Origin of the sequence: Psychrobacter sp. UBA6766 (genome assembly GCF_002453355.1) — a bacterium.
Classification (GTDB): domain Bacteria; phylum Pseudomonadota; class Gammaproteobacteria; order Pseudomonadales; family Moraxellaceae; genus Psychrobacter.
On record NZ_DKGQ01000042.1, the window covers coordinates 158,155 to 178,867 of the forward strand.

Below are 20,713 nucleotides of genomic sequence, written 5' to 3' on the forward strand. Positions count from 1 at the left end.
TGCTTAGAACCCCGAACGAAATAGCGTTCCAACCACGATAAAGGCGACTGAAAATAGCGTCACCAAAATAATATTAATGGCAAACCCATTTAAGTTGTTGGCAGATAAACGTGGAATTACCCAAAAACGCGCATGCATCGCGACTAGTGCCGTCAGTAATAACAAACTCAGCTTCATACCAATCAACACACTGATGTCATTATCAAAAGCAAACCACATCCCTATATTAGGTAATATTTTATATGCCATCCATAATCCAGTGATGATTTGAATGACTAATGCAGGCATACCGATTTTTTCAAACTGCCCCTCAAATTGTAACAATGCGTCTAAATTACGTGAAGATAGCACTTTTGGCAGCACCACTAATGCTAGTATTAAATGACCACCTGTCCAAATTGCAGCCCCGAGTAAATGCAAAATTAAGAGATAATTAAGCATAAAATATCACTCCAAATAATTAACCAATCATGACTTTTCGAAGCATTAAGGTATTTAATTATGAAACGCGCCAATCAATTACAGCCACTGTCACGCCAACATCATCTTGGGCTCAATCTGTCTCGTCATGCCAAAGAAAGCTTAGATGAACCCGAAGAGATTGCCAAACACTGGCATAATCTCACCTCTTATATTGACGATATGCAGTATCATTTCCAGATTGAAGATAACTTGATTGCTATTGCATTGGAGCCATACCGTGCTACTCAGCCGGAGGTTGCCTCGGTACTAGAAGCGCTTGATGGGCAACACAAGCAGTTGCATCAACTAATAAACACAGTCGAACAGTCACAACAGTCTGCTGGTAATGCTATCACAGTCGCGCAAGTTAAAGCGCTTGGCACCCTATTATACGACCATATTCGCTTTGAAGAGCGCGAGCTATACCCTACGGTAGAAAAATATCTGTCGGAAGACGAGCTAGATGCTGTTTATAAAGCCAGCCCAGATAGTATTAAGCGCCCTGATGAGAATCGGTAATCTATTAAACCTTAGCTAAAAAGACTGATTAAGCAAAAAAGCCCGCAAAGACACGATCCATACTTTGGCATTCGTTTTATTTGCGGGCTTTTTAGCTGCTTTATATTTTAAATAGACTTATCGCTAAAGCGCTATTTTTATCGCTTTAACCTTTACGCCTCAAACACTAAGGCATCAGTTTAAAGAAATGTTGACGGTAGTGCTTTAATTCACGGATAGAATCGCGAATATCATCTAATGCTAAATGACTGCCGCCTTTTTCAAAGTTCTTTAGAATATCGGGACGCCAACGGAAACACAGCTCTTTAATCGATGACACATCAAGGTTGCGATAATGGAAAAACCTTTCTAATTCTGGCATTTGACGCGCCAGAAAGCGACGATCTTGACAGATTGAGTTGCCGCACATGGGCGACTTGCCACTATCGACCCATTTATTCAAAAACTTAATGGTTTCCGCTTCCGCCTCTGCTAAGGTCACCGTACTACGGCGCACGCGGTCGACCAAGCCTGACTGACCGTGCTGCTTGGTATTCCAGTCATCCATTTTATTTAACACTTGATCTGATACCTTAATCGCAAACACAGGACCTTCAGCAAGGACGTTTAAATCCTCATCCGTCACTACGGTAGCAATCTCAATAATTTCGTCATTTAAAGTATCAAGTCCGGTCATTTCTAGATCAATCCATACCAGCCCTTTTTTACCTTGGTTTTTGATTTTAATTTTATTGGGATGGTCGTCGGTACTCATAAAATATCCTATAGTCAATAAAGTCTGAAACGATTGGCAAGCCATGTTAACCAAATAAAACAGTTATAAACGGTCATGCTCAGATAACATTGGTTTGTGTCTATTTATTTATAACGCCGAAAAAATCTAAAACATTACAAAACCACTATCTGCTCTAGGCGCTTTAGGCTGTATGTTAGCAAATTTTCACGCTACACTTAGCAATATTTTTCTAATAGGTTCAAACCATGGCACTAATCCGGCAACGCAAACTGACTAAACAGCAGATTCGTCGCATCGACAAACAGCAGCTTGACAGTCAAGACAGCATCGATGACAGTTTGATGGATGGCGTGGTCATGGCGCATTATGGCAAGCAACTAGAAGTTCAAGTGACCAGCTTGCCTGCGGTGCTACCTGTGCAACCTAAGATTGCGCCTGATGACCCTGAGCCATTTTGGCAAGAGCTGGCATTAGGCGATATTTGGCGGTGTCATGTGCGAACTAACTTGCCAATGCTAGCGGCTGGCGACCAAGTACGCTGGACTGCCGATCCTAATACTGGTTTTGGCCGTATCGAATCAGTCAAACCTCGCAGCTCTCTTGTCTCACGCCCCGACCGTTATCATAAGCTTAAGCCCGTCGCTGCCAATGTCGATATTTTGGCAATTGTATTTGCGCCATTACCTGCTGCCGCCCCAACCTTGATTGATCGCTACTTAGTGGTTTGTCATCATGCCGGCGTTAAGCCACTGTTGGTCCTTAATAAGGCCGATCTACTAGCGCAAGAAAACGGCGTCGATACTAGTGAATTATTGGCACAATATGCAGCGCTTGGTTACGAGAGCGTACTGACTTCGGTCGATTGTCCTGAAAATATCGCTGATAGTGATGAGCAAAAAGGTCTTGATGAATTAAAACGCTATATCGATAAAAAGCTGGTTATTTTTGCAGGGCAATCTGGCGTCGGTAAAAGCAGTTTGATTAACGCCCTACTGCCAGAGTCAGAGCAAGTGGTAAATATTATCTCCGAAAACTCCAAATTGGGTCAGCATACGACGACGACCAGCCGCCTATTACCCTTTAACCCAGATGACTTAACCCAAGGCGGCATCGTCGATACACCTGGTATTCGCGAGTACGGCATTTGGCATCTATCACCCGATGATATTATCTCAGGCTTTATCGAGCTTGCGCCACTGGCAGGTGATTGCCAGTTCCGCGATTGTCGCCATACCCATAACAGTAAAGGCTGCGCCTTATGGCAAGCGGTTGCGGACGGCGAAGTATTGCAGCGCCGTGTTGAAAACCTTGTGACGTTAATAGAAGAGGCGGATACTAAGCCTTATTAGCAGATATGTCTAAAGGTTACTGATAAAGGAACGACGAAGCCATCGCCCGTTTACTATAGATGACCTTATCGGTATAATAGTGCCTTGTTCACTTTATTAGGCTATTTTCTTAGCTTAACCGAACACTTATTTTTTGGAGGTATGGTTTGGATCGTGCGCTGGAGTTTGTGGGCAACCACCCGTTTTTATTTGGTATATTAGCCGTACTTGCCGTGCTGTTTTTTGCTATTGAAAACAAACGTAGTGGCAGAAAAATATCGCCCAATACTTTGGGTATGATGGTTAACTCGCAAAATGCGCAGTTGATCGATATTCGTGCCAAAAAGAAATTTGAGACCGGTTATATCCAAGGCAGTCGCAACATACCTTTTACTGAGCTCAAAGACCGCATTGAGGAAGTTCGTGCGATTGAGCAGCCAGTGATTATCATCTGCGATATGGGTGTACAAGCAGGCGCGGCAGTACAAATGATTGGTAAAGACAATGTCTATCGCCTAGACGGTGGTATTGGCGGCTGGCAGGCAGCGGGAATGCCACTGGTTGGTCTAAAAGATGTCAAATCCAAAAATAAAGGTAAAGCCAAGCCTACCTTGCACAAATAACTTATACTTTCTCATTTTGTACAAACCGTCATCAAAAAAACACCTTTTTATAAGGTGTTTTTTTATGCGCCAGTTATGCTACTCTCAGCGCTTTTGGGTCAAAAGTGGTTGAAATTGAGATAGTCATCCCCACTTTATAATAAGCATTAATAAATCACGGTGCAATTACGTATCAATAACGAACCATACTAGTTTTTACCCTGTAATTTTTTCATATTGCTATTTATCATATTACTTATAATAAAACTCTTCACTCATAAATTTATAAATAAGGATTTATCATGACTGTTTCTGTTAAAGTGTACACCACCCCTATTTGCCCATACTGCGCAAACGCTAAGCAACTCTTACAATCTAAAGGCGTTGATTATGAAGAAGTTGGTATGCACGACATCAGCCGCGAAGAGCGTCAAGCATTGATGCAAAAGACCAATAACTATCGTACTGTGCCACAAATTTTTATTGGCGATACCTTTGTGGGTGGTTTTGATGAGCTTAATCAAATGAATCAGCAAGGCAAACTTGACGAGCTATTGGCTGGTTAATTTGCTATCTTGCTCTACTGTCAGTTTTTATCAATGTAAAAATAAACAGCAGTAGTGATAAGTTATTTTGCTAAAAATAGCGATTTACCAAAAAACGCTGAGATAAAACCTTAAAACTCAGTCTCGATTTATATTACAATGAGATGTTGTTACAATAACAGTTTGCCCTATTATTTGATTAATTTTTAGAGGAATTACCATGGCTGAAGAACAAGCACAACCACAATTGGCATTAGAACGTATTTATGTAAAAGACATGTCACTTGAAGTCCCAGGCGCGGCTGTATTCACTAAAGAGTGGAACCCTGAGCTTGATATCAATTTATCAAGCAACGCCGAAAAGCTTGATGACGATCATTACCAAGTCGTTTTGACTGTCAGCGTGAACGCGAAAAACGCGGACGAAGCGGCATTTATTGCAGAAGTTCATCAGGCGGGTATTTTCTTATTAAAAAGCATCCCAGAAGACCAAATCGGTCAGATTCTTGGTGCGTATTGTCCGAACGTGTTGTTCCCCTATGCTCGCGAAGTCATCAGCGATATCGTAACACGTGGTAGCTTCCCACAGTTATTGCTTGCACCCGTTAACTTTGACCAAGCTTACGCCCAAAGCCAACAACAAGCACAAGTTGATGCGCAAGGTAACGCTTAATTTTTAATTTGCTAAAGCATTAACTTATCAATACGTGAAAGCCGTTTACTGATTTTAGTAAGCGGTTTTTTTATGCACAGTTTTTAGCGTTTATTTTTGATGATAGATTGATATTTATGTTTTTCATTATTGTTAACCATTAAAAACCCTGCAGCTTATTATTATGAGCGGCAGGGTTTTGAATATAACGTTTAACAAGCAAGTCTTATGAACAGCTCTGAAAAGCCTTAGCCTTTTAGTGCAGATAAGATTTGCTCTTTAACAACATCAATGCCTTGGGTGCCATCGAATTTGTCATATTTCGGAGCATCTCCGCCTTCTTTGGCTTTATCTTGATAGAAACCAACCAAGGCAGAGGTTTGCTGCTGGTAGGTCGCTAGACGATCACGAATGGTAGATTCTTTATCGTCTTCACGTTGAATCAGTGGCTCGCCCGTTACATCGTCAATACCCTCAACCTTTGGTGGATTGTGATCGACGTGATAAACACGACCAGAACCTGCATGCTGGCGACGACCGGATAGACGCTTAACGATTTCATCATCAGGCACGCTAATTTCGATCACATGGTCAATCGCAACGTTGGCATCCGCAAGCGCTTGAGCTTGTGGAATCGTACGCGGAAAACCATCTAAAATACAACCGTTGACACAATCAGGCTTCGCGATGCGTTCTTGCACTAGGTTAATAATAAGGTCATCAGAAACCAAACCACCAGCGTTCATCACATCTTTGGCTTGGTTGCCAAGCTCAGTACCTTCTTTGATTGCGGCACGTAGCATGTCGCCTGTTGAGATTTGCGGAATATCAAATTCTTTAGAAATGAACTGGGCTTGGGTACCTTTACCGGCGCCTGGTGGACCTAGCAAAATAATACGCATCATTATATGACTCTCCTTAATAGATAGGATTTTGGGACTAATAAAACTTAGGGATTGGTGGGTTGTAGAGCTTACCTTACCTTGTGGCTTTCAAAAGCTCAAGTATTTTTAGTCTTGATGCGGCAAGTTACGATGACTTATCTGTTCATGGCATAAGGTGGAACGCCGCCATAAGTATGACGGCGCCCATTTATTCATCACTTATATTTTGATATTTCCTCATTAAGGAACCTGTTGATTAATCGTCACATTTACCTGATTTTGCTCAGCACTAATGACCACAGGATTGCCTGATAAATCGCCTGATTCCGCCATAGCGGTACCGCTATGGCTAATACGGGCAACGACAGCGAGTTGAACTTTATCGCTTCGAGCAGACGCAAGTGTACGCTCAGGCATCATAGCATCTAAGTCGCTTAGGCTAATCGTTGCTTCGCCTTGTTTAACGATGCTAATCGGTAGACGCTTGGCAGCAAACGGCGGACCACCTTTTACATCACGGATGGCGACAAACAGCACATCATCTGCTTTTACTAATGGTAGCAAACTAGAATTAATAGAAACGGTCACCTCAATGCCTTTAGAGGCTTGTTGCTGCTGGATGGTGACATTTGCGCTTAATTCATCAAGACTTGCCAGCGCTTGGCTATGGTCACCCGGCTTGGCAGCAATACTGTCACGCAGACGCTTAATCCAGCCCTGTGCTTGCTCAAAGTTATTACTACGCGCCTCGCCCATTGCCATGAGCATTTGTGCGCCTTCATGCTGCGGATTTTTCGCCAGAACCCCTTGTAGCACGCGGCGACTATTCGCATCGAGCTGACCTTTATTGGCAAAAAAGCTGATTTGGGCATAAGTAGTGGCAATTTCTTCGTTGTCTGGCGACAAACGATAAGCGCGCGATAATGCCTCAAGCGCCGAATCAGTAGCTTCTAATGATAAGAACAATTCAGACAGACGCATCCAGCGGTCAGGATCATCAGCATGCCGATAAACGTTGGTCTGCATGGCGCTAATAAGCTGGGTACCATCTGTAATTGCCCAAGCTGGCGGCTGATCAATTTTACCTGTCAACAAGTCATCTGCCACTTGCCCAACTTTATCTTCAGCTGTCCATAGATTAAATACCGGTGTACGATCACTGATTAAAAAGTAAGCGAGCCCCGCCAATACAGGAACCCAAACCATGATAATCAAACGGCTCTTGATACCAGGCGCGACCATAGGTGTGACCGTTCGCTGTGCATCCAATAATTGGCGCTCAAGCTCCAACTTTTGGTTTCGGTAATGCACCTCATCGATAGTGCCACTGTCTTTATCCGCTTGCAGCTCTGCTAGGCGCTCACGGAATACCGCAACGTTGATATCTAGTAGCTGGTTATCGACTGGCTTGTCGCGCAAGCGCGACGCTCGTAACCATGGCATGATAACGATGACAGCCAGTAACAGTGCCATCAGTAAGCTTAGGGCAATAAATAAGCCAAACGTAGAAAATAGGGTCATTTTTTGTCCTCTGTACTGGTGATATCATGCTCGTTTTTATTATTGCTATCTTTATTGCTTCGCGATAATAAATGATCAAGCTCCGCTTTTTCTGCAGCTGATAACGCCGCCGCGCTCTCTACGGTGACGCCGCTTTGACCGCGGGCAACGCGCTGCCTGCGCTTACTTTGCCAAAACCAGCCAATCACTAACACCAGCAATAATAATGGCGGAAAAAACCACAGTATCCATGTTGATGGACGTACTGGCGGCTTATAAGTAATAAAGTCGCCGTAGCGCTCTTGCATATAAGCACGAATCTCGGCATCACTACGACCGTCTTTAATCATGTCATAGGTTTTTTGCTTTAAATCCTGGGCAATAGGCGCATCAGAACCAGCTAAATTTTGATTTTGGCATTTTGGGCAACGCAGCTCTTCAATAAGACCGCGATACTGGGCTTCTTGTTGTACCGAATCAAAGTCATAAACGTCAATTGCGGCGTGCGCGCCGATACTGATAATAAAACTCAGCAAGCAAGCAAATATTAAACCTGCTAGCTTTATCGTGAAGTTCGTTGCCTGCTGAGCTATTAATTGTATGACGTTTAGATGAGAGGCATTCATTTGCATACCTCCTGAATCTGACTAGGATCGGGACTGATATTTTTTTTATCGGCTTCATTGAGCACCATCAAACAAGGCATGATACGGCTTTGCCAGTTGCTCTCATCAATCTCACCAACGATATGCTGGCGAATAATACCCTTGCCATCCACTACAAAGGTTTCAGGGGCACCGGTCAGCCCTAAATCTAAGGCAAACTGACCCGATAAATCCTGAATAGACATCGAAAAAGGATCACCGCCGCGATTCAAATATCCTAGGGCGTCACCGATTTCATCTTTATAATTAACCCCAACCAAATTGACACCGCGCTCCTCTAATTGCATTAAAAAAGGATGCTCAATGACACAAGTTGGACACCAAGAGCCCCAAACGTTCATCAAAAACGGCTGATGTGGTAAATTGTCGTTGGTCATAATACGGCTGGTATCTGACAACAATGGCAGCTCAAACTTAGGTACCGGACGCTCAAGCGCCGTGTTGGTAACGATTTCCGTTGGCTGACCCAGACGAAAATACAGCATGACCACAAAACCTGCAAAGACAATCAGTGGAATTAAAAACCATATCTTTATTTGGCTTTTTTTCATGGTTTGATTGCCTCTTTTCTCAGGCGCTTTTTGGGAAGAATTATCTGATGTACTCATGTTACTTCTCCCTTATTTCAGCTTTGGTGATAAAACCTGTTTTATTGGCTGCTATTTGTGCCGATGTCTTGACCTTTTTAAACCGATAGCGGCTATCGAGCATACTTAACAGACCCCCTAAGGCCATGATAATCGCCCCCAGCCATATCCAGCGAATCAGCGGCTTAACATAAATACGCACTGCCCACTTATTACTGTCTTCAGCGATAGGCTCGCCCAGCGCCACGTAGACATCACGCATTAGGCTAGCGTCAATTGCGGCCTCGGTCATGGGCATCATACTAATCACATACGTACGTTTCTCAGGATACAAGGTCGCCACTGCGTGGCCGTCTTTGGTCACTTCAACCTGTGCTTGCATGCCATCAAAGTTACTGCCTCTGACTTCATGGAAATCTTTTACTTCAAAATCATAGCCCTGCACATGAACGATATCATTTTCACCTAATGCCACATCTCGCTCAACACTCAAAGTACTGGTAAAGGCGATACCAATAGCAGCCACGATGACCCCAATATGAGCGGTCTGCTGACCCCAATAGCTCAGGCGTAACTGACCTAAACCATTAAAGAAGCTAGGGGCATTTTTGGTTTTGTCTCTAAAATCGACTGCCATCCAAAACAACACCCAAAAACTCACCGCCAATGTCACGCCAATATTAAGCATGGCTGATGGACTAACAAAATAAGTAATAATTGCCGCTAATACTAAACTGCTGACCGCAATGACCATACCGACGCCCAACAGGGGTCGCTTGTCTTTCTTCCAGCGGATATTAGAACCCATTCCCATGGCCACTAAAACCAGCCAAGTTAATGGTACAAATAGCGCATTAAAATATGGAGGGCCAACAGAGACCTGACCTAGATTAAAGGAATCAGCGATGATAGGATAAAGCGTACCGAGTAGCACCACTAACGTCGCAATTAGAATAATCACGTTATTAATGACTAAAAATGATTCACGTGATATCAGTTGATACTGACTCTCAACCGTCAAGCGCCAACCGCGGATAGCAAACATCAGTAGTCCGCCACCAACGATAATGCCAAGAATCGCCAAAACAACCAAACCACGCGTTGGGTCGGCGGCAAACGAATGCACCGAAGTAATAACGCCAGAGCGCACAAGGAAAGTACCTAAGAGACTTAAGGCAAAAGCAAAGATGGCGAGCATGATGGACCACGCTTTAAAGACTCCGCGTTTTTCAGTGACTGCAAGAGAATGCAGCAATGCCGTACCAGCGAGCCAAGGCATCAACGATGCATTTTCTACCGGATCCCAAAACCACCATCCGCCCCAGCCAAGCTCGTAGTATGCCCACCATGACCCCAAAGCGATACCAAGGGTTAAAAAACCCCAAGCAGCAAGCGCCCATGGACGCGACCAACGAGTCCAGACCGCATCCAAGCGCCCTTCCCATAATGCCGCCATACAAAACGCAAACGGTACAACCATGCCCACATAACCCATATACAACATCGGTGGATGGATAATCAACCCGAAATCTTGTAAAACAGGGTTTAAATCCGCACCGTCTACAGGTAAGTTTGGTAACGTTCGATCAAATGGTGACGAGGTAAAGATTAACATCGCTAGCATCATCATCTGCACGCCCGCTAATATCACCAATACCCTTGCGCGCATCGACAATGGCAAACCTCGGCTAAAGTATGACACCAGCGCACACCAAGTCGCCATAATGGTCATCCACAACAATAGCGAGCCCTCATGGCCACCCCACGTCGCAGACAGTTTATAATACCAAGGCAACAAGGTATTAGAGTGCTGAGTGACATAGACCAAGCTAAAATCATTAAAATAAAAGCCTGCCATCAAGGCACCAAACGAAGTAATCATAGCCGCAAACTGCGCCCACGCTAAACTCGGTGCAAGACGTTGCCAAGCAACGTGGTTACTCATAACACCAATAGTTGGTAATACCACCTGCAAAATCGCCAACATAAAGGCGGCCAGCAAGGCAAAATAACCCAATTCTGTGATTAACATACGGTCTAACCTTGTTTACCTTAATACGGTCATTGTTTATTTTAAGGAGTGGTGTTTTCAGGATATTCGATAGTATCCATCACACGCTACTGCAGGTACTTTCTTTTATTATCATACTGCTATAGCAATATAGTTAACTTCGATATAATTAACTTCGATAAATAACCTCGCCAGCCATTGCAGCTCGGAAGCCTTACAGCATGGTACATTAGCGTCAACTTATCACGTCTCTGTATCCACTCTGTATGTGATGTGTGTAAAGACCATAAAAACTTTCTATCACTGCGTAGCGGGAAAAAACACCAAAATCAGATGCAACCAGCCAGCCAAAAATCCTGTCAAGCCGCCAAGTATAATGAGGGTCATCTCGTCCTCACGAAAAGCGGGACGCAGTAGATTTTGAAACTCATCGGGTGATAACGCGCGAATACGGTCGCGAAACAGTCCAAATATTTTACTGGCTCGGCTTTCATTAAGTTCAGGATCACGCAGCGGCACCATGGTCGCGACGATTGATTTGTCGATGATGGTATTTTTTAGCTGCCCAAACTCTCGACGACCCAGCCCAACACGTAATGTCGTGCTAATAACTGGCGATTCTAATACTTTATACAAGTGAGATTTCATCAGCTCGCGCGTTTCAGCGGCGCGATCACCATACATCATCTCATTCATGATGTTTTCTAGCGTTACCAAATCTCTAACCACAATCTCAGCAAAGACCTCAGATACCTCCTCTTGGCGCTTCATGAACCCCCCTTGGAAACGGTACTGAGCGATATGCGGCAGTTGCGGCTTAACAAAAGGAAAACGGCTCTGCAAGGCAAAAAACTTCACATACGGAATAAAATGCGGCTCAACAGGATTAAATACCATCCAAATCGCAATCCAGTTGGTCAGCAATCCCCAAATGGCGGCAAAAAATGGTACCGTCCAATGCTGCGGCACCACCAAAAATATAAACATTTGGATAATACCGAATATGAGGCCAATCAAGGCACTGATATGCCAAATAAAATCAATCTCTTTTTGTCCAACTTTTAAAAACATATTGACCATTAAACGACGGTCGCTTTCCATTTTATTAACAATCATCTTACGCATATCGACCAAATCTTCGACATGGTAGGTCAGAGACGTCACCAACGACTGCATAATACTCGGCAATTCTTGGTGCGCTTGGGCATACACACGGCGCTTTACTGCATAAGGAAGATTGCCCCAAAGCACTGGCGAATGGTCAAGCATAATCTCATCAATCAAATTCTCAAGATTTTTATCGACCGTATCGGTGATAAATACCGCCATTTGTTCTGGTTCCATCGCCTGAAAGAACTCATCAAGCGAACCGAGTTTTGAGAGCGTTTGATCAACAATCACACCCGATATTTTGCCAGCCTTACGCGGTACGATGCCTTGCCAGCCGATACCCGGTAAACCAAAAAACGGAAAGTTTGGAATCCGAAAGCCCCAAAACTTAATCGGATAAAATAGCATCTTGAGTGCCATCCACACGTGAATCCAAGTGACAAATGCCGTCACTGGTGGAATGGTCAACATAGCAAAAAACTCGGGATGCTCCGCTATTGTCTGCCATAATGAATTTGCATCCATGACCCTAATTATCCTTGAGATGATGATTGACGTTGTTAACCAAATATCCTTAGTAGATTAAGAACGCTTAGCAAAAACGCTCTATCCTCAATAATTGTTTAAATGAATTACCTGCTAATTCAGTACTGTTTAACTTATTAAACCGCTAAAATAAATCGCCTGATTTTAGCATACTTGCTATTTATTAGCACACATCGACCCTCGGTAAGTTGTGACTAACGATGACACGCTTTTAGCCCTACTCGTACTTCTAAATCTTTACTATCGTCTCGCAGCTTTAACGACAAGAATATCGATAGTGAAAATTTCCGAGCAATAATAAGGCGGATGGCAAAAACAGCATGAAAAGTAACAATAAAAACAATGTCAATAATCGCAATGATAGCGCTCAGAAAATGGATGACTGAATACTGCGCTCTAGCATTTGTTCTGTTATAATTTATGGTTGCCTGATGCGGATGGTTAGCAACCAACTGCAGGTAGAAATTGACTCTTTATTGATAAATAATCGAGCTATGTTATTGAAATACTTTGACTTATCCTTTATGCTCACCTCGCCTTAGATAAACAAGCGCATTGTTTTATTTATCTCTGGCTGATGACTCAATGATCACGTTATCAACGACCACTTCACTGACCGTTTGGGTACTGACTTTATATGAACAAACCGCTCGCGTCCGATACCGAACAGGTCAATCGTATTTTTACCAACCGCATTATTATCCTTGGGCTATTCATGTTGGTAGGCTTGCTAGGCTTGATCGCGCGTTATGGTTATTTGCAAGTGTATGCCCACGAGAAATACACCACCCAAGCTGATAACAATCGCATCAAGCTCATCTCTGCGCCGCCAAGCCGTGGTTATATTTACGATCGTAATGGAATTATCCTCGCTGACAATCAGCCTGTATTTACCGCCATGCTTAGCCCCGATGAAGTCGAAGACCCAGAGCGTACGCTGAACCTGCTGGCGCCCATCTTTGATCTCACCGAAAAAGACATCACTGATATTTTGGCACGTCTGAGCAAAACCAAAAATGACCCTGTGACTGTTAAGATTGATTTAACTGAGGCGCAATTGGCGCAGTTTAGTGAACGTAAACCTTTTTTTCGTGGCGTCAGTATTCAAAGCAAACTGACCCGCTCTTACCCCTATGATGAGCTGTTTGCGCACGTGATTGGCTATGTTGGACGTATTAACGATAAAGAATCTAAGCGAATAGATAAAGATCGCTATGCGGGCACTGACCTTATCGGTAAAATTGGTATTGAAGATTTTTATGAAGATATCTTGCTTGGACAGCCCGGTTATCAGTCAGTAGAAACCGATGCCTATGGCAATATCATTCGTCAACTTGACACCAAAGCACCCATTGCTGGTAATGACATCACGCTCAGTCTAGATTATGGCTTACAGACCGTCGCCCAGCAGCAGCTTGATGGTCGTCGCGGAGCTATCGTTGCTATTGATCCAAAGAACGGTGATGTTTTGGCTTTTGTCAGTAACCCAAGCTATGACCCAAACCCTTTTATCTCAGGTATCTCTTTTAAGGACTACGGCGCCCTGCGAGATGATCTTGACCAACCGCTTTACAATCGCGCGCTACAAGGGACATATCCGCCGGGTTCGACCATTAAGCCTTTTGAAGGTTTAGGCGGAATTCATTATGGCCTACGTAACTGGGAATCGACCATTTATGATCCGGGTTATTTTAGTTTGCCAGGCGATTCACATCGTTTTCGAGACTGGAAACGCGGTGGACACGGAACGGTAGATTTAAAAAAATCCATCATTATGTCGGTTGATACTTATTATTATAAATTGGCGTATGAGATGGGTATTCAGCGCCTTCATGATTGGATGGTGCGCTTTGGGTTTGGTGAGCAAACTGGCATCGATTTACCCAATGAGAAACCAGGAATTATGCCATCACCAAAATGGAAAAAAGACACTTATGATAAAGGCTGGTTGCCAGGTGAAACCATCTCTGTCAGTATCGGACAAGGCTATTTCTTAGCCACACCGTTACAGATTGCTAATGCCACCGCCATGACCGCCAATAAAGGCTATCACATCACACCGCACTTATTAAAAAGCAGCGATGGCGCGGCAGCAGTCGATGTTATCACTAAGCCTGATGGCAAAATTGAATATAATGGCAAGCCTTCTGATTGGACACGTATGCATGATGCAATGGAACAAACAGTCAAGTCGGGAACGGCACGGCGTGCTTTTAATCCGCTCTATCGTACCGCTGGTAAATCTGGAACGGCGCAAGTAAAATCGATTGCTCAAGGTAAAAGATACAATAAAGCGGCACTAGATTCCCGCCATTGGGATCATGCTTGGTTTAATGGTTTTGCGCCTGTCGAAGAGCCGGAAATCGCCCTTGCTGTTCTGGTCGAAAATGGTGGTGGCGGTGGCGCAGTAGCGGCACCAATTGGCCGCGCATTGTTTGATTACTGGATATTACAGCGCAAAACCGATCCTATTTTACCGCCAACAGCTGATGAGCTTAGAAAGATCAAACGTCAAAAAGCCTTTGACAAAGCCATGCGCGACGCCATTCGTGATAAAGAGCAAGCGCTAGCTGCCGAGAATGCAGCGACATCTGAATAAAATATATAAAACAAAATGCACCAAACGAAACGCTGTGGATAAGAGACACTATGAAAAAACTCTCAAGTGGTCGCGAGCAAAAGAAAAATCATAAAGCAAAAAACGCAGCAGCGGGTGATGTACGTATTATCGGCGGTCAATTTAAGCGCCGCATCGTGAGCTTTGTCGATGCCGAAGGCTTACGCCCAACGCCAGATCGCCTGCGTGAGACCTTGTTTAATTGGTTAATTGCCGATATTCATGATGCCCACGTACTTGACAGCTGCGCTGGCAGCGGCGTATTAGGATTTGAAGCATTATCACGCGGGGCGGCGCACGCTACTTTTATTGAAATAAATCCAGCCCAAAGCCAAATGCTGCGCCGAAGTGCCGAACAATTACGCTTAGACGCCAGTAACTATCAGATTATTCAAGGAACTGCTGAACAAGTCTTGATACAAAATCAAACTGTTCAGCGCCATTTTGATATCGTCTTTATCGACCCACCTTATGCACAAGATTTATGGCAACCGATTCTAGCAACGCTCATCAAACAGTCGTTAATTACGTCAGATACGCTTATTTATTTAGAAGCAGATAAAGATTTGACACTTCAATTGAGTCAATTAGTAGAAAGTCTCAATGAAAACGCTGACCTTCAAGTGCAAGACAATCAAGGCCTGATGGGTTTTGAAAGCTTAAAACAGACCAAAGTTGGCCAAGTTGTCGCTGGACTTTATCGGCTATCATCGTCATAATTGTCGGGTTAATGAAATTCATTAACAAATTTTCTAAATGTTTAAAACCGCTAAAAAACTGGCCGACGCTGCAGTTTAATGTATATAAGGCGAAAATAAACCCCAATGCAGCTTGCAAGCGTAGGCGCTACTGCTTATAATGTGCAGTCTGTTTTTTGAGAGCCCCGTTCCCAGCTAAACTCTCAACGAATTCTAATTTTAAGGTTTTATCATGAAAACACTTAGTGCAAAACCAGCTGAAGTGACCCATGACTGGTATGTCGTAGATGCTGACGGCAAAACCCTTGGTCGCTTAGCTACTGAAATCGCTAGTCGCTTACGTGGCAAGCATAAGACTTGTTATACGCCGCACGTAGATACTGGTGATTTTATCGTTGTTATCAACGCAGAAAAAATCGCGGTAACGGGCAAAAAAGCGCAAGATAAAAAGTACTATCGTCACAGTGGCTACCCAGGTGGTATCAAAGAAACCAACTTCACCAAGCTGATTGCACATAAGCCTGAAGATGTTCTACACAAAGCGGTTAAGGGTATGCTTCCAAAAGGTCCTCTTGGCTACGCGATGATCAAAAAGCTGAAACTATATGCGGGTACAGAACATCCACATGAAGCTCAGCAACCTAAAGAACTAGACATCTAAGGATATACTTATGGAACGCAATTACGGAACTGGTCGTCGCAAAACTTCTACCGCTCGTGTCTTTTTAGCGAAAGGTACTGGTGCTATCGTTGTTAACGGCAAACCACTTGATGAGTACTTCAGTCGCGAAACATCGCGCATGGTTGTTCGTCAGCCTCTAGAACTACTTGAATCACCTACTGCTTATGACCTTTACATCACGGTAAAAGGTGGCGGTATTAGTGGTCAAGCTGGCGCAATCCGTCACGGCATCACCCGTGCCTTGATTGAGCTTGACGAAGCCAACAAACCTGCTCTAAAAGCAGCTGGCTTTGTCACTCGTGACTCACGTCAAGTTGAACGTAAGAAATTGGGACTACGTAAAGCACGTAAACGTCCACAATTCTCAAAACGTTAATCAAAGCTATCTCTTCTCTTTTTACTACTGTCGTCTTTTTCTCGGAGCCACTATAGCAGTATTAAGAAAAAGAATAGATTTGCAAAACCTTATAAGCTGGTCACAGTTTATAAGGTTTTTTTGTGGCTGTGTTTTAGCGATGGTTTTTAAAGTATCATAACTATATGTTTGCCATCTATGTTCACTTTAGCAAAACCTGCTTGCAAACTTAGGCGCGCTCCCCCATCATAATAGTAACTTTTATCACACTGTCCTCATTATGAAAGCCCCTGAACAATACGACCCTAGTAAACCATCGAAAACTGATATGCCACCGCCGACTGCCGGCCAGCATAATAATCAGAGCAAAATGGCTAAGTCACCAGCCATTCCGGCTGGCATGCCTACTGTTACGCAAACCCATAAGCAAACGGCGCAAGCAGAAAAGAAACCCTTTCAATGGCAGTTTTTATTGCCGCAATATTGGGGCATCTGGCTGTTATTAGCGATTTTCTTGCCGATGATATATTTACCACTACGTTGGCAGTTTTGGTTGGGTCGTAAACTGGGAATTTCAATCTATAAACTAGCCGGCTCGCGCAGACGTGATACCTTAATTAATTTAAGATTGGCTTTTCCAGAAAAGCCTGAAGCAGAGCGCGAACTGATGGCAAAGCAAGTTTTTGTCAATCAAGGTATCGGTGTGTTTGAAACTTTGTGCGCTTGGTTTCGTCCCAATATTTTTACCCGTACGGTTTCTATCTCGGGCCTACAGCACCTAGTGAATGCCCAAAACCAAGGTCGTCCTGTCATTTTACTTGGGGCGCATTATACAATGCTCGATCTTGGCGGCATGCTCTGTACGCAGTTTTTTGCCACCGATTGTATGTACCGCCCGCAAAACAATCCGCTTCTTGATTGGTTTATTTATAACGGACGCACTAAAATCTTTGGTAAGCAGATTTCTAGCCGTGACATGCGTAGCCTTGTTAATTCTATTAAAGCTAAGCACGTGATTTGGTACTCACCTGACCAAGATTATGGTTTAAAACAAGGTGTCATGGCACCGTTCTTTGGCGTGCCCGCTGCTACTATTACCGCTTCTCGGCGGATGGCAAAATTGGGTGATAAACAAAACCCACCCGCACTCATGGCGCTGCATACTTATCGGCAAACACCTGATAACCTGCCCAAAGGCAAACGTCCGCATTATCATCTGACCATTACTCCTGAATTAGACAATTATCCCAGTAATGATGAAGTCGCTGATGCGACCCGCGTTAATGAGGTGCTAGAAGGATTGATTCGTATTGATCCGACCCAATGGATGTGGTTCCATCGTCGCTTTAAAAACGGCCCTAACGGTCGTACCGATATTTATAAGTAGGTTTTGATTCGCTGAAAAACAGCTGCGAAATTTGCTATACTTTGCAGCTGGTATTTTATCAGCCCTATTATTTACATCGATAACTTATCTATTTTAATAACTCACTCATATCAATAACTCATCTGCATAAATAACGATGTGAGAAATAAAATAACGGATTTTTCATGAGCACTCAAAATGACACAGCTGTAGACAGTTCTAAACAAGAAAGTAAACGTATCCTAACCGGCATCAAACCGACGGGCATTCCTCATTTAGGTAATTACGTTGGTGCTATTCGCCCAGCGATTCAGTCCATCCAAAATAGCGATGATGAGGCGTTTTTCTTTTTAGCAGATTATCATGGCATTATCGGCTGTTATGACCCTGTCGTCATTCACGAATCGACCAAAATCATTGCGGCAACTTGGATTGCCTGCGGCCTTGACCCTGAGCGCGTGACGTTTTATCGTCAATCTGATGTTCCAGAGATTCCAGAGCTTGCGTGGATTTTAAACTGCTCATGTGCCAAAGGACTAATGAACCGCGCCCACGCTTATAAGGCGGCGGTTGATATCAATACTGAAAAAGCCGATGTTGATCCAGATCAAGGTATCAATATGGGTCTATTTGGCTACCCAGTGCTCATGGCAGCAGATATTTTGATGTTCAATGCCACGCATGTGCCCGTCGGACGTGACCAAGTACAGCATATCGAGATGGCGCGTGACATTGCTGGTACGTTTAACCATCGTTATAAGCCCCTCTTTACCCTACCCTCAGCGGTTGTTGATGAAGATATTCCGCTCTTAACAGGGCTTGATGGTCGTAAAATGAGTAAGAGCTATAGCAATACTATTCCTCTATTTGGTGATCCTAATCCGCAAGTTAGTGCCGAAAAGCAGATGCATAAAGCCATCATGAAAATTGTCACTAACTCGCAGTTGCCAGAGGAAGCAAAAGACCCTGATGATTCTGCGCTCTTCGAGATTTATAAAGCCTTTGCGACGCCTGCAGAGATTACAGATATGCGCGCGCAGTACGCGTCAGGTATTGGTTGGGGTGATGCCAAGCAAGCATTGTTTGATAAAATAAATAGCGAGATTGCCCCATTCCGCGCACGTTATGAAGAGCTGATGGCCAATCCAAAAGAGCTAGAAGAAATCTTACAAATGGGCGCAGAAAAAGCCCGTCGCCATAGCCGTAAACAGCTCGATAAAACGCGCCGCGCTATTGGTATTCGCCCTCTTGCTAAGCTTAAGTAAGTCTTTGGTTGCTTTTACTCACTGTAATCAGGGCGGATGCTAAAGGTGCAGACAGTATTGAAAAATGAAACAGCGGCTTTACCAAAGGCCGCGTTTTCCGTAAGCGTGCATGAAAACGCTAAGTTTATGGATAATAATGACGAACATCGTATTTCAGTCAATAATGATATGGCGCTGCGTATTTATCAGACGCCGGTGCAGCATCTACCAGAAGATCTCTATGTACCGCCGCAAGCCTTTGCCATTTGGCTTGAGCAATTTGCCGGGCCCTTAGATTTTTTATTATACCTGGTCAAAAAAAACAACGTCGATCTCACTCAAATGCCGATATTGCCGATTACTGAGCAGTACTTAGCATATATCAGCGAATTGGATACCGAACATTTTGAATTGGCCGGTGACTATCTATTGATGGCGTCGACATTGATTGCGATTAAAACCGAGCTGCTGCTACCAAAGCCCGAAACGCCGAGCGATGAGCGTGATCCAAAAGCTGAGCTGATTGAACGTCTTGGAGAATATGCGCAAATTAAAGTAGCCAGTCAGCGTTTAGCTAATCTAATCCGTCTTGAGCGCGATGTGTTTTTGGCGATGGTCAGTATGCCAAGCCAAGACGTTATGAATGCTGAGCTACCAACCTACTCACCGAATTTATTGATAGATAGCTTGTTTAAAATGCAGCTGCAGCCCGATTATCAGATGCATAATATTAAGGTTGATGCCGTTCCCCTTTCTGATCGTATCGCCAGTATTAGTCGGCAGTTAAGCACCGATGGTTCGCGCTCCTTTTATGAGCTACTAGATAAAGCCCAAGGTAAAATAGGCGTCGTAGTTAGCTTTGTCGCCGTACTTGAGCTGATGAAACGGCAGTTGGTTGGTGTCGTAAATAATAACTCAGAAAACCAGCCAGCTGATGATAATGAAACTGCAGCAGACCGCCAAATAAGACAATTAACATTACAGTGGTTGGCTTGATGGTTTTTAACAGAGAATATGTGTAATGACAGATAAGCAGCATCAAGATTTAAAAGAAATCAGCAAGCATATTGAGGTGCTATTACATGCTTCAGAGTCGCCCCTCACTGCCAATGTCTTAAAAAAGCATCTGTCACTATCTACTGAAGAGCTTGCGCAAGCATTAGCGCTACTACAACAACGTTTAGATACTGGTGTACTGACCTTACATAAAACTGCCAGCGGTTATCGTCTGCAAATCGCAGATGGCTATAGCGCCCTAATCCAGCGCGTCTTTCCGCAGCGTCAAGAGCGCCTTAGCCAAGCCTTGCTTGAAACCTTAAGTGTCATCGCCTATAAGCAGCCTGTGACTCGTAGCGATATCGAGCACGTGCGCGGTGTGACGCTATCGAGTAATATCTTGCGTCAACTATTTGATAAAGGCTGGATTAAAGAAAAAGGTTATAAAGAAACCTTGGGGCGTCCTGCACTGCTGCATACTACAGCGCAGTTTTTAGATGCGTTTGGACTCACACATTTAGATGAGCTACCGCCACTGCCCGATATGGAAACTATAAAAGCACTTTCTTAATCTAGAAGTATTCTCATGAACTACCCACTACCTAAAG

21 protein-coding genes are annotated in these 20,713 nt (G+C 43.9%); 13 read left to right on the top strand and 8 right to left on the bottom strand.

Going from position 1 to position 20,713, the window contains the following annotated elements:
* Positions 1-3: 3 nt before the first annotated feature.
* Positions 4-441, bottom strand: a complete 438-nt coding sequence (locus tag B4K26_RS09810; protein ID WP_296245224.1) for a CopD family protein — start codon at positions 439-441, stop codon at positions 4-6.
* A gap of 60 nt (positions 442-501) precedes the next feature.
* On the opposite strand from B4K26_RS09810, the gene B4K26_RS09815 reads away from it, so the two are divergent.
* Positions 502-981, top strand: coding sequence for a hemerythrin domain-containing protein (locus tag B4K26_RS09815; RefSeq protein ID WP_296245226.1), 480 nt, complete (start codon positions 502-504; stop codon positions 979-981).
* Between the two features lie 166 nt (positions 982-1,147).
* Here B4K26_RS09815 and orn read toward each other — a convergent pair whose 3' ends face one another.
* A complete protein-coding gene (gene orn, locus B4K26_RS09820) occupies positions 1,148-1,735 on the bottom strand; it encodes an oligoribonuclease (protein ID WP_296245228.1) in 588 nt (195 codons plus the stop codon).
* A 227-nt stretch (positions 1,736-1,962) separates the two neighbouring features.
* On the opposite strand from orn, the gene rsgA reads away from it, so the two are divergent.
* The 4 genes from rsgA to secB all read left to right on the top strand — a co-directional run bounded on the left by rsgA (position 1,963) and on the right by secB (position 4,865).
* Positions 1,963-3,066, top strand: a complete 1,104-nt coding sequence (gene rsgA / locus B4K26_RS09825; protein ID WP_296245229.1) for a ribosome small subunit-dependent GTPase A — start codon at positions 1,963-1,965, stop codon at positions 3,064-3,066.
* 146 nt (positions 3,067-3,212) lie between these two features.
* The gene (locus tag B4K26_RS09830) at positions 3,213-3,668 is read left to right on the top strand and encodes a rhodanese-like domain-containing protein (RefSeq protein ID WP_296245230.1); all 456 of its coding nucleotides are present in this window, start codon (positions 3,213-3,215) and stop codon (positions 3,666-3,668) included.
* Between the two features lie 281 nt (positions 3,669-3,949).
* Positions 3,950-4,213, top strand: a complete 264-nt coding sequence (gene grxC / locus B4K26_RS09835) for a glutaredoxin 3 (protein ID WP_296245231.1) — start codon at positions 3,950-3,952, stop codon at positions 4,211-4,213.
* A 199-nt stretch (positions 4,214-4,412) separates the two neighbouring features.
* Entirely contained in the window at positions 4,413-4,865 is a 453-nt protein-coding gene (gene secB, locus B4K26_RS09840) for a protein-export chaperone SecB (protein ID WP_296245233.1), read from the top strand.
* A 227-nt stretch (positions 4,866-5,092) separates the two neighbouring features.
* Here the strand turns inward: secB and adk are convergent, their stop codons facing one another.
* The 6 genes from adk to B4K26_RS09870 form a co-directional block, all read right to left on the bottom strand.
* Positions 5,093-5,746, bottom strand: coding sequence for an adenylate kinase (gene adk, locus B4K26_RS09845; protein ID WP_296245252.1), 654 nt, complete (start codon positions 5,744-5,746; stop codon positions 5,093-5,095).
* A 222-nt stretch (positions 5,747-5,968) separates the two neighbouring features.
* A complete protein-coding gene (gene ccmI, locus B4K26_RS09850; protein WP_296245234.1) occupies positions 5,969-7,249 on the bottom strand; it encodes a c-type cytochrome biogenesis protein CcmI in 1,281 nt (426 codons plus the stop codon).
* Complete coding sequence (locus B4K26_RS09855) at positions 7,246-7,776, bottom strand: cytochrome c-type biogenesis protein (RefSeq protein ID WP_409521355.1); 531 nt, start codon at positions 7,774-7,776, stop codon at positions 7,246-7,248. The genes ccmI and B4K26_RS09855 overlap by 4 nt, the downstream gene beginning before the upstream one ends.
* Before the next feature lie 74 nt (positions 7,777-7,850).
* A complete protein-coding gene (locus B4K26_RS09860) occupies positions 7,851-8,501 on the bottom strand; it encodes a DsbE family thiol:disulfide interchange protein (RefSeq protein ID WP_296245237.1) in 651 nt (216 codons plus the stop codon).
* Position 8,502: 1 nt separating this feature from the next.
* Positions 8,503-10,512, bottom strand: a complete 2,010-nt coding sequence (locus tag B4K26_RS09865) for a heme lyase CcmF/NrfE family subunit (protein ID WP_296245239.1) — start codon at positions 10,510-10,512, stop codon at positions 8,503-8,505.
* A 279-nt stretch (positions 10,513-10,791) separates the two neighbouring features.
* Positions 10,792-12,126: a hypothetical protein gene (locus B4K26_RS09870; RefSeq protein WP_296245240.1), complete on the bottom strand. Its 1,335-nt coding sequence runs from the start codon at positions 12,124-12,126 to the stop codon at positions 10,792-10,794.
* A 658-nt stretch (positions 12,127-12,784) separates the two neighbouring features.
* Between B4K26_RS09870 and mrdA the strand changes: the two genes are divergently transcribed.
* The 8 genes from mrdA (at position 12,785) to scpB (ending at position 20,676) form a co-directional block, all read left to right on the top strand.
* Complete coding sequence (gene mrdA, locus B4K26_RS09875) at positions 12,785-14,746, top strand: penicillin-binding protein 2 (RefSeq protein WP_296245242.1); 1,962 nt, start codon at positions 12,785-12,787, stop codon at positions 14,744-14,746.
* Positions 14,747-14,796: 50 nt separating this feature from the next.
* Complete coding sequence (rsmD, locus tag B4K26_RS09880; RefSeq protein WP_296245244.1) at positions 14,797-15,483, top strand: 16S rRNA (guanine(966)-N(2))-methyltransferase RsmD; 687 nt, start codon at positions 14,797-14,799, stop codon at positions 15,481-15,483.
* Between the two features lie 211 nt (positions 15,484-15,694).
* The gene (gene rplM / locus B4K26_RS09885) at positions 15,695-16,123 is read left to right on the top strand and encodes a 50S ribosomal protein L13 (protein ID WP_068407459.1); all 429 of its coding nucleotides are present in this window, start codon (positions 15,695-15,697) and stop codon (positions 16,121-16,123) included.
* Positions 16,124-16,133: 10 nt separating this feature from the next.
* Positions 16,134-16,520: a 30S ribosomal protein S9 gene (rpsI, locus tag B4K26_RS09890; protein WP_193031305.1), complete on the top strand. Its 387-nt coding sequence runs from the start codon at positions 16,134-16,136 to the stop codon at positions 16,518-16,520.
* 259 nt (positions 16,521-16,779) lie between these two features.
* Positions 16,780-17,886 (top strand): lysophospholipid acyltransferase family protein, encoded by a 1,107-nt coding sequence (locus B4K26_RS09895; RefSeq protein ID WP_296245245.1) that lies wholly within the window; start codon positions 16,780-16,782, stop codon positions 17,884-17,886.
* A gap of 164 nt (positions 17,887-18,050) precedes the next feature.
* Positions 18,051-19,130: a tryptophan--tRNA ligase gene (gene trpS / locus B4K26_RS09900; protein WP_296245246.1), complete on the top strand. Its 1,080-nt coding sequence runs from the start codon at positions 18,051-18,053 to the stop codon at positions 19,128-19,130.
* A 126-nt stretch (positions 19,131-19,256) separates the two neighbouring features.
* Positions 19,257-20,105, top strand: coding sequence for a segregation and condensation protein A (locus tag B4K26_RS09905; RefSeq protein WP_296245253.1), 849 nt, complete (start codon positions 19,257-19,259; stop codon positions 20,103-20,105).
* A gap of 25 nt (positions 20,106-20,130) precedes the next feature.
* Positions 20,131-20,676, top strand: coding sequence for an SMC-Scp complex subunit ScpB (scpB, locus tag B4K26_RS09910; RefSeq protein ID WP_296245247.1), 546 nt, complete (start codon positions 20,131-20,133; stop codon positions 20,674-20,676).
* Positions 20,677-20,713: the final 37 nt, after the last annotated feature.